This is a genomic window from Mesorhizobium muleiense, from assembly GCF_900099905.1.
GTDB classification, from domain to species: domain Bacteria; phylum Pseudomonadota; class Alphaproteobacteria; order Rhizobiales; family Rhizobiaceae; genus Mesorhizobium; species Mesorhizobium muleiense.
On sequence record NZ_FNEE01000002.1, the window covers coordinates 499,203 to 513,605 of the forward strand.

General features: G+C 62.2%; 11 protein-coding genes and 1 pseudogene. 8 read left to right on the forward strand and 4 right to left on the reverse strand.

The genetic code is table 11. The annotated features are described in order from the left end of the window. Positions 1–31: 31 nt before the first annotated feature. Together soxZ and BLT09_RS06410 are read right to left on the reverse strand one after the other, a co-directional pair. Positions 32–358, reverse strand: a complete 327-nt coding sequence (gene soxZ, locus BLT09_RS06405; protein ID WP_174654410.1) for a thiosulfate oxidation carrier complex protein SoxZ — start codon at positions 356–358, stop codon at positions 32–34. 15 nt (positions 359–373) lie between these two features. After that, positions 374–820: a thiosulfate oxidation carrier protein SoxY gene (locus BLT09_RS06410; protein WP_091591834.1), complete on the reverse strand. Its 447-nt coding sequence runs from the start codon at positions 818–820 to the stop codon at positions 374–376. 164 nt (positions 821–984) lie between these two features. Here BLT09_RS06410 and BLT09_RS34845 point away from each other — a divergent pair. Both BLT09_RS34845 and BLT09_RS06420 read left to right on the forward strand, forming a co-directional pair. Next, positions 985–1,216 (forward strand): annotated as a pseudogene (locus BLT09_RS34845) (sulfite exporter TauE/SafE family protein); the annotation flags it as partial. Positions 1,217–1,466: 250 nt separating this feature from the next. Continuing rightward, complete coding sequence (locus BLT09_RS06420; RefSeq protein WP_425284457.1) at positions 1,467–1,688, forward strand: hypothetical protein; 222 nt, start codon at positions 1,467–1,469, stop codon at positions 1,686–1,688. A 116-nt stretch (positions 1,689–1,804) separates the two neighbouring features. Here the strand turns inward: BLT09_RS06420 and BLT09_RS06425 are convergent, their stop codons facing one another. Next, positions 1,805–3,364: a BCCT family transporter gene (locus tag BLT09_RS06425; RefSeq protein ID WP_091591835.1), complete on the reverse strand. Its 1,560-nt coding sequence runs from the start codon at positions 3,362–3,364 to the stop codon at positions 1,805–1,807. Between the two features lie 307 nt (positions 3,365–3,671). On the opposite strand from BLT09_RS06425, the gene BLT09_RS06430 reads away from it, so the two are divergent. After that, complete coding sequence (locus tag BLT09_RS06430) at positions 3,672–5,402, forward strand: adenylate/guanylate cyclase domain-containing protein (RefSeq protein WP_091591445.1); 1,731 nt, start codon at positions 3,672–3,674, stop codon at positions 5,400–5,402. 104 nt (positions 5,403–5,506) lie between these two features. Here the strand turns inward: BLT09_RS06430 and BLT09_RS06435 are convergent, their stop codons facing one another. Beyond that, positions 5,507–8,890 (reverse strand): YhdP family protein, encoded by a 3,384-nt coding sequence (locus tag BLT09_RS06435; protein ID WP_091591447.1) that lies wholly within the window; start codon positions 8,888–8,890, stop codon positions 5,507–5,509. A 95-nt stretch (positions 8,891–8,985) separates the two neighbouring features. On the opposite strand from BLT09_RS06435, the gene BLT09_RS06440 reads away from it, so the two are divergent. From BLT09_RS06440 to BLT09_RS06460, 5 genes are all read left to right on the forward strand, one after another. Next, positions 8,986–9,453, forward strand: a complete 468-nt coding sequence (locus tag BLT09_RS06440) for a peroxiredoxin (RefSeq protein ID WP_091591837.1) — start codon at positions 8,986–8,988, stop codon at positions 9,451–9,453. A gap of 171 nt (positions 9,454–9,624) precedes the next feature. After that, a complete protein-coding gene (locus BLT09_RS06445) occupies positions 9,625–10,914 on the forward strand; it encodes a M23 family metallopeptidase (RefSeq protein WP_091591448.1) in 1,290 nt (429 codons plus the stop codon). Positions 10,915–11,257: 343 nt separating this feature from the next. Beyond that, positions 11,258–12,424 (forward strand): ROK family transcriptional regulator, encoded by a 1,167-nt coding sequence (locus tag BLT09_RS06450; RefSeq protein WP_091591839.1) that lies wholly within the window; start codon positions 11,258–11,260, stop codon positions 12,422–12,424. Between the two features lie 38 nt (positions 12,425–12,462). Further along, on the forward strand, positions 12,463–13,227 hold the full coding sequence (locus tag BLT09_RS06455; RefSeq protein WP_091591840.1) for an ATP-binding cassette domain-containing protein: 765 nt from the start codon (positions 12,463–12,465) through the stop codon (positions 13,225–13,227). A 39-nt stretch (positions 13,228–13,266) separates the two neighbouring features. Next, positions 13,267–14,307, forward strand: a complete 1,041-nt coding sequence (locus tag BLT09_RS06460; protein ID WP_091591450.1) for a sugar ABC transporter substrate-binding protein — start codon at positions 13,267–13,269, stop codon at positions 14,305–14,307. Positions 14,308–14,403: the final 96 nt, after the last annotated feature.

Below are 14,403 nucleotides of genomic sequence, written 5' to 3' on the forward strand. Positions count from 1 at the left end.
ATAATTCGCGCAGCTCGATTGCGCCGCCACCTCAACCGACCGTGAACTGGTGCGACAACGTATAGACGGCACCGCCGTCTTCTTCCCAAACGAAATCGAGCCGGCCGCTCTCCGTCGCGCGCAAGGAAAATTCGAAGAACGGATTGGCCGAAATCGCCTCGTGGAGATCGACACTGAACACCACGGTTTCGTTGTAGCGGCAGACAAACTTGTTGATGATCTTGCGCGGGATCACGTTGCCTTGATCATCATGGCGTAGCCCTGTTTCCATCTCATGGCTGATGATGGTCTTGACCTGAAAAATCTCTCCCTTCGCCGCGGCGCTCGGCACGATCACGCGGGGTGTCGGGGTGGTCACTGTCTCTCTCCGATCTCAGGCACAGCCATCCGTGGCGACACGGACCCACGTCGTGGTCATCAGCAAGACGCCGTCATTCATTTCAGCGACAGCGACGACGTGTTGCGGTTTGGCAAGCCGGATGCGTGTCGACACGCGAGGTAGACTGCGTTGCGGGACGAAATGGAAACTGGCGACTTCGATAAGCGGGTTCCGCGGCGCGAACACGCGCATCTGCCTCACATGGTCGGCCTCGGTCATGGGGCTGTCGATGTAAAGACTCATGGGCACGGTGTAGCCGGTCGGGAAGTCCGCCGGCATAATCAGATGAAGGCGATCTGACATCATGGCCTTCCGTCCGATGAGTTGCTCGACGAGATCCAACGCTTCATCGTTCGCACGCGCGCTCGGCGGCGAGAAGAGCGCGACTCCGGCAAATCCCGCACTCCCGGCGATCAAAACATCGCGGCGCGTCAAGCTCATCGTCCCGGTCTCCAAACCTGCCATCTCTAGGCCACTCCAAGAACACATCGGCGGCGGCAGGCGGCGCACTCGGACACATCAGTGCGGCAGCTTCTACCAAATTTAGCACCGACAACCGCTGGGAGCAATCTCGCGGAAGTGCCCATGGCCGCCCTTTAACCAATGCATTCTGTTTTACCGGCCGTTGGGAGCACGCCGGCGGATTCTGCGGCTACCCAACTTCGGTCGCCGGCCTGATCGCTGGAGGCGTTATTGCGGCACCGCTGTCGGGATAGATGGTCAAGGCATTGCGGGAAAGGACGCTCTTGGGTTGTCGGATCTCTGATCACACTCTTGGCCGGCTATCAGATGCTCGAATTAACTGGAGCGCTCGAACCGCGCCAGCGCAATGTCTGATTTACAAGCCTGCGCGACATTCATGATAAGGCTGAAAAAGGACGGGTTAGGGTGGGAAACGGTCGTTGGTCTCGTCCCAACGAGCAAGTGGCGCCCCTGAGCTGACCCATCCGGGCCGGAGCCCGGGGCAGTCTCGCGTGCCGCCCGAGATAACTCGCGAGGCTAAGCCCAGATCAATCACCTTGCCATTCTTGATGTCGAAGACAATGCAACAGAGCACATCCAGCCGTTTGCCGTTGCGCTCCCCGGTATTGCGATGGACGCCGACCACGCGTCCGTCCTCGCTCGCCATCACGGGCTTACCGCGTCCAACGGCGAGGCGCGGCGACACATCCAGGGCGGCGCCGTGCGGCTGAACGACCAGTCCGTGTCCGACGATCGCCGGTTGGTGACACTTGAGGATCTAGGTCCGGAACAGGTCGTAAAGCTGTCGCTCGGCAAGAAAAAACACGTTCTGGTGCGGCCGGTCTGACCGGCCAGCTCGGACGCGCCATGTGTGGACGTTCCTGGACAGCGCGCGTATCGAACTCGCATCTTGCTACCAAAAGTTGTGCGGAACAAACCGCGCAACTTTGTTGTTTTCGGAGTTCACACCGGCGGCGTCGGGACCGCGGGAGCGGCCTCCAATTCGTTAAACCGCCCATGGACTTCGATATCATCGAGAAGTCCCATCCACAGCGACACACATAACCCGACCATCACGAGGAGGAACGGCGCGGCCGCGACAATGGATGCGGTCTGGAGCCCAGCCAGGCCGCCCATCACCAGCAAGACACAAGCGGAGGCTCCGGCCAAAATGCCCCACAGAACAACGATCCCTGGCCTTGGGTGAAGGGTTCCGCGCGAAGAGAGCATTCCCATGACAACGGAAGCCGCGTCAGCTCCCGAAACGAAGAATATTGCTACCAGGAACATCGCAAGGGTCGATGTCAGCGTGGTGGCCGGATATTGGGCAAGAAGCGCGAACAGCGATACTGGAGCGCCCTTTTCGTTGACGGCTTCGACAAGTCCGCCCAATCCCATCAGTTCCGAGTGAAGCGCAGTTCCGCCCATGACGGTGAACCAAAAGAAGGTAACAGCGCTGGGGATGAGCAACACGCCAACGATAAACTCGCGGATTGTGCGGCCCCGAGAGATCCGAGCTATGAAAACGCCGACAAAGGGAGCCCAGGATATCCACCAGGCCCAATAGAAGATGGTCCAGCTGCCAAGCCACTTTCCGTCGCTGAATGCTGCCGTGCGGAACGACATGGAGACCAGGTCGCTGAGGTAGTAGCCAAGCGATTCGATCAGCGTGTCGAATATGAACACGGTCGGTCCAATGATCGCCAGAAAGAGCAGGAGCAGCAGAGCAATGACCATGTTCAGGTTGCTCAGGAATTGCACGCCCTTGCCGACACCGGAAACCGCCGACAGGATGAACAGAACGGTCAATGCCGCGATAATCGTCAGTGCGATTGTTGCGGACTCGCCGGTATTCCAGAGGAAGTTCATCCCGCTGTTGATCTGCTGAGCGCCAAGTCCCAACGAAGTGGCCGTTCCAAACAGTGTCGCGATGATTGCGAGGACGTCGATCGCCCGGCCGATCGGGCCGTGGATGCGGTTGCCGAGGAGAGGCTGGAAGGCACTCGACATCAAAGTCGGCAGGTTGCGCCTGTAGCTGAAGTACGCAAGCGCCAATCCGACAACCGCGTAGATCGCCCACGGGTGCAGCGCCCAATGGAAATAGGCGTATTGCATCGCCACGACCGCGGCCTCCCTTGACTGCGGCTCCGCCATTCCGTGCGGTGGCGCGCCAAAATGGAAGACCGGTTCGGCCACTCCCCAAAACATCAGGCCGATGCCCATCCCGACACTGAACATCATGCAGACCCATGAAACGGTCGAAAATTCAGGCTTTTCGTCATCTCGCCCGAGCTTGATCTTGCCGAACCTGCCAACCGCCAGGAAAACAGCGAACATCAGGAAGAACGCCGTCGAAACGACAAACATCCAGCCGAATGTCTTGATGATCGTATTCAAGGTCGCTGTCGCCACTGTGGCGAGACTGTCAGGAGCGAGGCCGCCCCAAAGCACAAAGCCGCCAGCTATGATGACAGCCGGCCAAAATACGCCGGAGTCTACACTCCGGGTGCCTGTTATGGACATCCGCTCACTCCCATTTTTGCGTGGAACATCGTGCGCGGCCGGCTTTTCAAGCATTTTCTGGCTGGAACGACAGAGCGGTTCGCGTGGTAAAACTGATTGAATGACGCTGCGTTAGCTGGCTCAATCGCGACTTCGTTGCGACCCAGTTCCGACACATTCGAAAGGTTGTCAAAGGTGGTGCCGATGCGCGGGCCACGCAGCACGCCATTAGCCCCGATTCGGATAGCCGGCGCCCTTGATCAGCCACATGCCCAAATTGCTGGATTTGGCAGCCCAGGAAGGATAGGCTTGGTTTTTGGTTCAGGCGATGGAACAGAGACTGGCCGCAATTCTGGCTGCCGATATGGCGGGCTACAGTCGGCTAATGGAGGCCGACGAATCCGGCACGCTCGCACGCCTTCGGACCCATCGCATAGAACTGGTCGATCCCGCCATCGCGAAGAACAAGGGCCGGATCATCAAGACCACCGGAGACGGCATGCTCGTTGAGTTCCAGAGCGTGACCGATGCCGTGAAATGCGCCGTGGAAATCCAACAGCGCATGAAACGGCGCAATTCGGATGTGCCGCAAGAACGGCGTATCGAATTCAGGATCGGCATAAATCTCGGCGACATCATTTTCGACGATGACGACATTTTCGGCGACGGCGTCAATATTGCCTCGCGCATCGAGCAACTCGCCGACGTCGGCGGTATCTGCGTGACCGCAGCGGTGGCGACCCAAATTGCCGACCGTCTCGAAATTGCCATGGAGGATTTGGGCGAGAAGACGTTAAAGAACATCAGCCGCCCGGTTCGCCTCTATCGCATTGGGCTTGACAGTCCTGTCCTGCCAGAAGTCGAGGCAAAGCGATCCATCTCGAAACCTTCGATAGTGGTGCTGCCATTCACCAACATGAGCGGCGACCCCGAGCAGGAATTTTTCGCGGACGGACTGACCGAGGACATCATCACCGAACTGTCCCGCCACCATGAGCTGTTCGTCATCTCGCGCAATTCCAGCTTCGTCTACAAGAACCGCGCCGTGAATGTGCGCGAGGTGGCCGAGAAACTAGACGTCCAATACCTGGTGGAGGGAAGCGTTCGCAAGATCGGCGACAGGGTGCGCGTGACGGTTCAGCTCATCGACACGGCGAATGACGCTCATATCTGGGCAGACAAATATGACCGGAAGCTGGACGACATCTTCGCGATTCAGGATGAGGTGACCGCGGCGATCGCAGCCACGCTGCCCGGTCGTGTCGAGGCGGCTCAGCGGGACCAGCTCGCGCGGGCGAAACCCGCAAACATGGCCGCGTATGAATGTGTGCTTGCCGCCAAGGTGCTGCATCACAAAAGCACGATTGCGGATAATGAACGCGCGCAAACCTTGATAGGCAGGGCCGTCGCGCTCGACCCCGATTATGCCCATGCCCATGCCTGGCGGGCCTGCATTCTTGGTCAGGCCTGGGTCTATAACTGGTGCAAAGACCGGGATGCCGTCTGGAACGACATCATGGCAGCGCTGGACAGGGCGCTGGCGCTGGACGACAACGATGCCGATGTCCACCGCATCCTCGCCGCAGTGAACGTGAACAACAATGAGCTGACCACAGCGCGCTACCATCAAGAGCGGGCGCTGGCCCTCAATCCCAATTACGACCTCGTGGTGGTACAGCAAGGCGAATTGTTGACGTGGCTGGGGAGGCCGGAAGAGGGAATTGAATGGATCCGCAAGGCAATGCAGTTGAATCCGCACCACCCGGAGAGGTTCTGGAGCCATCTGGGAAAGGCGCGTTTCGCCGCGCGCCAGTATGGCGAGGCGATCGAAGCTTTCATGCATCTGTCAACCATGGACTCGGTTCAGCATGCTTTCGCCGCTGCCTGCTACGGCTGGCTCGGCGACGAAATCGCCGCCGCGGCGCATCTACGCAAGGTCAAAACGCTCGATCCCCAATTCGACCTCGATTCATTTATCGCCACCCTGCACTATGCCCAAGAGTCTGATGTGCAGCACGTCCGCGAGGGACTGCTGAAAGCCGGTATTGCCCACCTGTAGCCAGCCCGTAACTCCGAACCGGATCCAATCGGGGACAGGCAAAAAGACCGCCCCCCCAACACCAGGGTCAAGATTCGGTCGCCCGAAGTGATTGGGTTTTGCCCTTACCGGTACTCGAAGATCGACCTGAAAATTCCGGGCGCGATCACCGACAGCGGATTGACGTCCAGTTTGGGCTTGTTGGCATTGCCCCTGAGCCGGTAAGTCACGCCGATCAGCCCGCGATCGCGGCCATTGCCGAGCAACGCGCCGAACAGCGGCAGTTCGCCAAAGATGCGGTTGATGCCGTAGACCGGCATGAAGGTCCCGGTCATGTCCATGTTGTTGTTGCGGTCGTACAGCGTGCCCTGGAAGGTGGTGCCGATGCGCGGGCCGCGCAGCACGCCATTGGCCAGCTTCAGATAGCCGGCGCCCTTTTCGATCTCGGAAAAGCCGCGCTCGAACTTCACTCTCGACGTGTCGATATTGGCTTTGACGGCTTCATTGAGGCTGCGGCTGTCACCGGCCGGCGTCGTCGATACGAGCGAGGCGAGTTTCGGCTCGTTGACCACGAAGAAATCATGCGAGTCGACCTGGCCCTTCATCGGCCCATCGCTTGCCCCGGCGAGGGCCAGGGTGATCGAGCCGCCCTCCATATGCTCATAGATGTTGAGGAACCGCAGGATGGCGCCGGCGTCGGCCGACCGCACGTTGAGGGCGCGCTTGCCGGCGCCGGTCGTATTGCTGATGCTGATGGCAGCACCCGAACTTGCCGTGGCGCTCACCTTGAGCCCATTCACCCTTGAGCCGGCGGCGCTGTAGTCGAGCTTCAGGTTCGACAGCGTCTCGTTGTGGAAGCCGGTCAGCGAATTGACGTCGGCGCTGACCGAAATCGCGTCGGAACCGGTGGCCTTGGTGGCGGTGTCGACATCGGACGTGAATTGCTTGATCAGCGAGCGCGCGTCCAGCGCGCTGCCGCTGATGTCGATCGCGTAGCCCTTGCCCGATCGTTTCACCGAAACGGCAACGTTGTCTCCCCGGTTCAGCTTGACGTTGCTGAACCGCGCCGAGGACAGGGCGCCTTTGACCAGCACCACGCCGCCATCGATCGAAAAGGTCTTTCCATTCAGGTCGAAGTCGGACAGCGTCGTGGTGTCGCCGGATTTGGCCATGGCAAATGTGACATTGGCTGGAATGCCGGGGCCCTTGCTCCAGCCTGCCCAGGGAATGTCCAGCCTGGCATTGGTCAGGTCCGCCGAGACAGTCTGGTTGCCCGTGTTGCCCGTGCCGCTCTTGTCGATCTCAACCTTGACGGTTCCGGAAAGCAGCTCCGACAGGCCAGGCATGGCGGCGGCACGTATCTTGTCGTCGAGCGTCAGCGCCACTTTTCGGCTGCGTGGCGGTCCGCCATCCCTGAGCGGTTCGATCAGGTCGAGTTCGGCTGGAATGCCATTGAGCAGCGCCTTGGCTGATATCACCGCCTTCTCGGGTTCGACCGTGATCGAACCGTCCGCGTCCGTCACCGTCTGGTCTTCGAACGGCTTGCCCAGCGACAGGTCCTTGTAATCGAGCGTCACCAGCCAATCGAGTTTCGAGCTGTCGACGCCGCGCTGCAGCGGAATGTCCGCCTTGACGTGGCCGGTCACCGTGCCGGACAGGTCTTCCGGCAGCAGCCCGACACGGCGCATGCCGTTGATCGGCTCGTAGGAAGCGAGCTCGGCGATCGCGGACGCCTCCCCGGCAACATCGATATCGAGCGCGCCGATCACCGGCGGGCGGTTCGCCGCCTTGACCGTCATCGTGCCGTTGCTTGCCGCGACCGTGCGGCCGCTGGCCATATAGACGTTGCCCGAGGACAAGGCGATGTCGACGTCATTGCCGTGGAATTCGACGACGCCGACGGCATCGCGTATCGGCGGGATGTGACCGGCTGTATCGAAGCGCGATCCTTCGACCTGGAAACGGCCGAATACCTCATCAGATGAAAGCGGGATGCCGTTGCCAAGGCGCCCGGGCACGACCTGGAACTGCAGGCTGGCGTCGACGACACGGCCGCCGAACAGGTTTTTCAACACCCACAGGCGAGCGTTTCGCGCCGCAAACCAGGGCCACAACTGCTTGACATGCGAGACCGGCATGTCGTGGACGTTGAAGGCTACAGATATGCCCGGCACCTTTCCCTCGGGGAATTCGACCGAAGCCGTGCCCAGCGCCTCGCTGGCGGACCCGGACCTGATCCCGATTTGCTCGGCCACCAGCTTGCGGCTGCGGGTCTGGTAGACGCCGGCCACCCGGGCGATGAAATCGAGCGCGGGTTCGGAGGATTCCGAAGGCGCCAGTGTCGAGCCGTCGCTGGTCAGGTCGTAGCGATAGGACGGCTCCTCGCCTGCTGTTCCGGTCGCCGGCTTCGGCCCGATCGAACCGGCGAACGCGAATGTCGAGCGACCCGTCCTCACTTGCAGCCGGTCCACCTGGACCTTGTTGGCGCCGGCGACAAGCGTCGCAGCGAGATCGACATCGGCTGGAAGCGAGCCACGCGTGCCAAGATCGAGGACGGAACCGGCGAACGACAACGAGGCCGTCAGCCGCGACGCGTTCTCGCCGGATCCTTCCGATCCCGCCAGCTTCAAGGCAATCGCGCCAAGCGTCCCGCCCGGCGCTGCCGCAGCCTGGTCAAGCTGCGCTATCTCGACGCTGGCATCCAACGCCGTCACGCGCCGCGTCGTCGCATCACGGCTGGCTGAGGCGGCGATGGTGAGTGCCCTGCCGTCGACAGCCGCGTCGGATGAAAACTCCATGCCGCCCGGCCCCGACTGCGCAACGGTAGCATCCGCGATCCTGACCAGTTTGACCAACCCGGCCTCGGGCGGAACGAGGTCGACATTGCGCAGCTCGATCCGGCGCATCTGCTCCTCGCGCACCGCATCGAGCGCGTGACCGATGCTGGCAAAGACCATGCCGGCCAGCCTTTCCGGATCGATGAGGCCGTCGTCATTGCGCAGTGCCGCCGTCCAGTCGCCACCCGACGGCAGCGCCGTCATCACGATGCGCGCGTCGGAAATCCTGGCGCTGGTAAGCCGCACCTCGCCCGAAAGCAGCGGCATCAGCCTTACGCCGAAGCGGACACGCCCGGCATCGGCCATCGGCTTGCCGTCGGCCGTCTTGAGGCTGACGTCGCTGACCTGCAGCGCAATGAAGCTCGATCCGTCGAGCGTGAGACGGGCCGGCCCGACCGCAACGTCGACGTCGACGCCGGCCAATTTCTCGATGGCCGTTTCCGCTTCGGCCCGCAGCCGCTCGGTGCCGAAGCCGGACATGCCGATCGCATAGACAGCGGCGGTGGCCAGCAGCACAAGCGCCAAAAGGCCGGCAAACAGCCGCGCAAGAATACCAACGCCGCGGCCCTGGCCGAGCGGCGGTATGCGGCACGCGGACGGGAAGGCCCCCAGGTCGGTGATTTCATCACGCCTGAATCTGATCTTCTCGTGCTGCGGCTGCTCCTGATCCACACAATTTTCCGTTGAACGAACTCGACCGTGGACGACTCCCGGTGCGACAATATATCGATGAGGCTTCGCGCGTAACCACAAACAAGGGCATCGATATGGCTGATCTCGACGTCGGCGACGTTGCGCCGCAGTTCGACCTTCCCCGCGACGGCGGCGGATCGCTCAGCCTCGCGTCATTGCGGGGAAAGCCGGTCGTGCTTTACTTCTATCCGCAGGACGACACCACCGGCTGCACCAACGAGGCGATCGGCTTTTCGCAGTTGAAGCCGGAATTCGAAAAGCTCGGCGCTGTGGTGATCGGCCTGTCGCCGGACAGCGTCCGAAAACACGACAAATTCAAGTCGAAATACGATCTGACCGTCGACCTCGTCGCCGACGAGGAGCGCAAGGTGATCGAAGCCTATCATCTGTGGGTCGAGAAGCAACTCTATGGCCGCCGCTATATGGGCGTCGAGCGCGCAACGTTCCTGATCGGCAGCGACGGACGGATCGCCCGGATCTGGCGAAACGTTCGCGTCAAAGGCCATGCCGAGGCGGTGCTTGAGGCCGTGCGCGCTCTTTGACGTCGATTTCGGGACGTCAATTTCGGCTGTGGCCTGAACCCGTGTGAAGCACGGGCGCCGAAGCAATCCGGCTGCAACCCATGGGCTGCAGGCTGGGCGCCAGCAACCGACCGTTAACCTTAATGATGTGTAATCGGGCTTGTCATTGGTGTCGTAACGAAAGCTTGTCCTGTGAACGTAGCCAGTCAGTCAACGGTCTTTGGCAGGCGCAACGAGCCCCATACGGTCATTATCGCCCGGGGCAACGAGATCAGGCATTTCACCATACGGCCATGGGTCGCCGCATTTTGCGGCTCGGCGCTGGCGGCGATGGCGATAGGCTATCTGCTGGCGACCTCCTATCTCGTGCTGCGCGACGACCTGATCGGCGCGACCACGGCACGGCAGGCGCGCATGCAGCAGGCCTATGAGGACCGCATCTCCGCACTGCGCGCCCAGGTCGACCGGATCACCAGCCGTCAGCTTCTCGACCAGCAGCTCATGGAAACCAAAGTTGGCGAGTTGCTGGAACGACAGACCCAGCTCAGCCTGCGCCACGGCCGCATCGGCCCGCTCCTCGAACGCGCCGAGAGCGACGTCGGAACGCCGCCCGCCGCAGGCACGGCTGCGTCCGCAAAGCCGGATAAACGCGCCGAGGTGACCGACGCCCCGCTACAGGCCTATGCGGTTGCCAGCCTCGGCGCCAACCTTGGCGCTGGCGACACCAGGCCGTTCTCGCTGTGGTCGACCCGCTCCGATCCGCTGCCGAGCGACACGGCGGCCGATCGTGCCGACAGGCTGTTCGTGTCGATCAACGCCGCGCTCAAGGCCATAGAGAGCCAGCAGCTCACCCGCATCGCCACGCTTGCCGACAACGCCTACAAAAACGCCGACGCGATTTCTCAGGCGCTCGAGGCGGCTGGCCTGCCGGTCGACGGCGATTTCGGCAAGAGCGATGCCGGCGGTCCGCTGATACCACTCGACAGTTCGATGACGTTCGACAGCAAGGTAAGGGAACTCGACGAGGCGCTGGACGCGCTCGACCGGCTGAAGACGGAGGCGCGACGGCTGCCGCTCGCCAACCCCGCGCCCGGTCGCTCGGTCACCAGCCCGTTCGGCGTGCGCACCGATCCGCTCCTCGGCACCGCCGCGCTGCATTCGGGGATGGATTTCAGGGCGCCGACCGGGATGCCAGCCAAGGTCACGGCGCCCGGCGTCGTCGTCAAGGCCGGCTGGAACGGCGGCTACGGCCGCATGGTCGAGGTCGACCATGGCAATGGCTTTGCGACGCGCTATGGGCATCTCAGCAAAATCGACGTGACCGTCGGCAAGAGGCTCAACGCCGGCGACGTCATCGGCAAAACCGGCAGCAGCGGCCGCTCGACCGGCCCGCATCTGCATTACGAAATCCGCCATCATGGCGAGGCCATCGACCCGCTGCGCTTCCTGAGGGTCGGCAAGAAGGTCGCGCGGTATCTTTAGTGGCTGCAGGCATCGCCCAGGCTGCAAAAGAGTGTCGTCGGAAAAAACTGCCGATCTCCCCCCTTGCGGGGGAGATGTCCGGCAGGACAGAGGGGGTGCTGTCCCGCCGGCCTGTCAACCAATAGCAGCCGCGTTCTTGAATTGGCTTGGCGGTTAGGGCGACTAACGCGAAAAGTCGGCGATCCTTCCCACCCCCCTCTGGCCTGCCGGCCATCTCCCCCGCAAGGGGGGAGATCTGCAGCTTCGGCGCTCTGCCCGCACTTCACACCAGTCATTCTTTTTGAATTCCATTTGACTGAATAAATATTTGGTGCGAACCTCTTGTCTCCCAGGGATGCAAGACATGGCACTGCGGGGGACCAATCAGGAGTTTGGGCGGCCTTACAACAGGCGTATCGTCCTTGAGTCCATTCGCCTTCACGGTCCGATCGCCCGCGGCGACATTGCCAAGCGGGTCGGGCTCACTGTTCAAACGGTCTCGACCATCGTTCGCGAGTTGGAAGAGCACGGCTACGTCCTGTCGATGCGCGAAGAGCCGCGCGGGCGCGGGCTGCCTCCGGCGACGCTGCGGATCAATCCGGAGGGCGGCTATGCCGTCGGCATCCACGTCACCCCGCTCGGCATCAATGCGGCGCTGATCAATTTGAGCGGAGACGTGATCGAGAGCGCCTACCGCGAGGCCGCCAACGCAACGCCAGACCATGCCTTCGATCTGATCGGCGCGATGGTGCTTGAATTGACCGGGCTGCGGCCGGGCGGTCGCGTTCTCGGCATCGGCATGGCGCTGCCCGGCCCTTTCGGCGTGGAGTCGATGAGCTTTATCGGCCCGACGACGATGACCGGCTGGAAGGACGTGGCACTTCGGGAACGGCTGGAGGCCTCGACCGGGCTGCCCGCGTTTTTTGAGACCGACATGGCGGCCGCGGCAATGGGCGAGCGCCTGTATGGCCTCGGGACCGGGTATTCCGAATACTACTATCTGTATTTCGGCGTCGGTCTTGGCGGCGTCATGGTCCATGACGGAAGCGCGTTGCGCGGCGCCTGGGGAAATGCCGGCGAAATCGGACACATCCCTGTTGTGCCGGGTGGCGAGCCGTGCCCCTGCGGCAATCGCGGCTGCCTCGAACGATACCTCTCGCTCGAGGCGCTGCAGCGCCGGAACATCAGCGACGCCGATTGGGTTGACGAAGTCGGGCCGATCTTCCGCAACGCCATCACCATCGTCGAGAACCTGTTCGATCCCGAAACCATCATCCTCGGCGGACTGGCGTCCACCGATCTGCTTGAACGGCTGGCCGGTTCGGCTGCCAGGCTTGCCAACTCGATCTCGGCGCGAAGCGACCGCACGGCGCCGCGTGTCACCGTCGCACGCGGCGGCCAGCATGCGGTGCTGCGCGGGGCCGCCGCACTTGCCGTCTCAGGCGTGCTTTCGCCGCGCTTCGGCCAGATATTCACCGCCGAGCGCGAACGCGGGCGAGATATACTGCAAGGCAAGGGGATCGCGGCATGAGCGGAGCTCAGCCTGGCATGAGCGGAGCTCAGCCTGGCATGAGCCAACCCCTGCTGGTGCTCGACAATGTCACCAAGAATTTTGGCGCGATCGAAGCGCTCAAGGGCATCAGCTTCTCGATCGGCAAAGGCGAGGTGGTGGCGCTTCTGGGCGACAATGGCGCCGGCAAATCGACGCTGGTCAAGATCATCGCCGGCGGCCTGGAGCCGACCTCCGGCCGCATGCTGTTCGAGGGCAAGGAATTCCTCGCCAAATCTCCCGCCGAGGCCAAGGCGGCTGGGATCGAGACCGTCTACCAGGACCTCTCGCTTTGCACCAATGTCGACGTGGTGGCCAATTTCTTCATGGGCCGCGAGATCACCAGGAAATTCCTTGGCGTTCCCGTGCTCGACGAACCGGCCATGGAGCAGGTGGTCGAAAAGGCCTTGGCCAGCGCCGGCACCCGCATCCCTTCGCTCAGAACCAATGTCGAGCATCTCTCGGGCGGCCAGCGGCAGGCCATCGAACTCAATCGATTCGTGCATTTTGGCGGCAAGCTCGTGCTTCTCGACGAGCCGTTCGCAGCACTCGGTGTCGAGCAGACGCGGCGCGGCCTCGACATGATCCGCCAAGTGGCGAGGCAAGGCATCGGCGTCGTCATCATCACCCATATCATGCAGCAGGCCTTCCAGGTCGCCGACCGGATCGTGGTGATCCGGCAAGGCGTCGTGGCCGGCGATGTCGCGCGCAACAAGACAAGTCCCGACGCGGTGATCGACATGATCACCGGAGAGACGCTCGCCGGTGCCGGACCGGCAGGCTGAGGGACAAATGAGGGGTCCGGCGCAAGAGGAGCGAACGACATGAAGAGAATACTTCTTTCCGTCTTCGGTATCCTGGCACTGGCCTTTGCCACGCTCACGCCGGCATTCGCCCAGTCCAAGGGCACCGTCTACTACCTGGTGCCGACATTGCTCGACGAATTCCAGACCGGCTCGGTGAGCGCTCTGGAGATGTTCCTGAAGCAGGTCGGCTACGAGATGAAGACGCTGAACGCCGACAACAAGACCGACGCTCAGCAATCGCAGATGAACGACGTCATTGCGCTCAAACCGTCGGCGATCATTCTTGCCGCCGTCGATTTCAATGCGTTGAAGCCGTCGATCGAGGCCGCCCGCGCCGCCGGCATCCCGGTTGTCGAGTTCGATCGCCAGATCACCTCGACGCCATCCGACTTCACCTCGGTGGCTGGAACGGTCGAGATCGGCCAGATTGCCGCCGACCAAGCCGAAAAACTCTTGAAGGCGAAGCACGGATCGGTGAAAGGCAAGATCCTCCAGGTGCTCGGCGATCCCGGCGACCCCTACACGCTCGATATCCAGAAGGGTTTCGAGGAGAAGATGAAGGCGTTCCCGGACGTCAAGATCATCTCGGTTCCGGCCATGCAATGGGCGGCGGATGCAGCCGGAACCATCGTCAACGACCAGATGCTCGCCAACCCGGATATCGACCTGATCTTCAGCCACGCCGCCCATCTCTCGGTCGCTGCCGTCGCCTCGCTCGAGGCCGCCGGCAAGAAGCCGGGCGACGTCATGCTGATGAGCTCGAACGGTGCGCCGGTCGGCCTCGACCTGATCCGCAAGGGCTGGCTCAACGTCGAAGTCGAGCAGCCGCTCTACGCACAGGCCGCCGCCGTCGCCATGTTCATGGACAAGGTCGTCAACAAGCAGGAGATCAAGCCGGGCGAGTACGACGTGCTCGGCCTGAAGTCGGCCGTGACGATCGAAGCCTGGGGACCGAACATCAAGATCCCCGGCGCTGCGATCACCAAGGAAAACGTCGACAACCCGGCCTTCTGGGGCAACATGAAGCCGCCCTCGGGCACCGTGAAGCCGGTCGAGTAGCAAAAAATCGCCCAAGGCTTCGGGCCGCGCTGGCCCGGAGCCCTGGGCGTTCGAACGGACGCGCAGAGCAAGCTGCAGCAATTTTTCCAATCCGCG

Excerpts from the sequence above, each read along its gene's own strand:
- BLT09_RS06410 (WP_091591834.1), bottom strand. The coding sequence starts at position 820 with ATGAGCTTGACGCGCCGCGATGTTTTGATCGCCGGGAGTGCGGGATTT.
- BLT09_RS06425 (WP_091591835.1), bottom strand. The coding sequence starts at position 3,364 with ATGTCCATAACAGGCACCCGGAGTGTAGACTCCGGCGTATTTTGGCCG.
- BLT09_RS06430 (WP_091591445.1), top strand. The coding sequence starts at position 3,672 with ATGGAACAGAGACTGGCCGCAATTCTGGCTGCCGATATGGCGGGCTAC.
- BLT09_RS06440 (WP_091591837.1), top strand. The coding sequence starts at position 8,986 with ATGGCTGATCTCGACGTCGGCGACGTTGCGCCGCAGTTCGACCTTCCC.
- BLT09_RS06450 (WP_091591839.1), top strand. The coding sequence starts at position 11,258 with ATGGCACTGCGGGGGACCAATCAGGAGTTTGGGCGGCCTTACAACAGG.
- BLT09_RS06455 (WP_091591840.1), top strand. The coding sequence starts at position 12,463 with ATGAGCCAACCCCTGCTGGTGCTCGACAATGTCACCAAGAATTTTGGC.
- BLT09_RS06460 (WP_091591450.1), top strand. The coding sequence starts at position 13,267 with ATGAAGAGAATACTTCTTTCCGTCTTCGGTATCCTGGCACTGGCCTTT.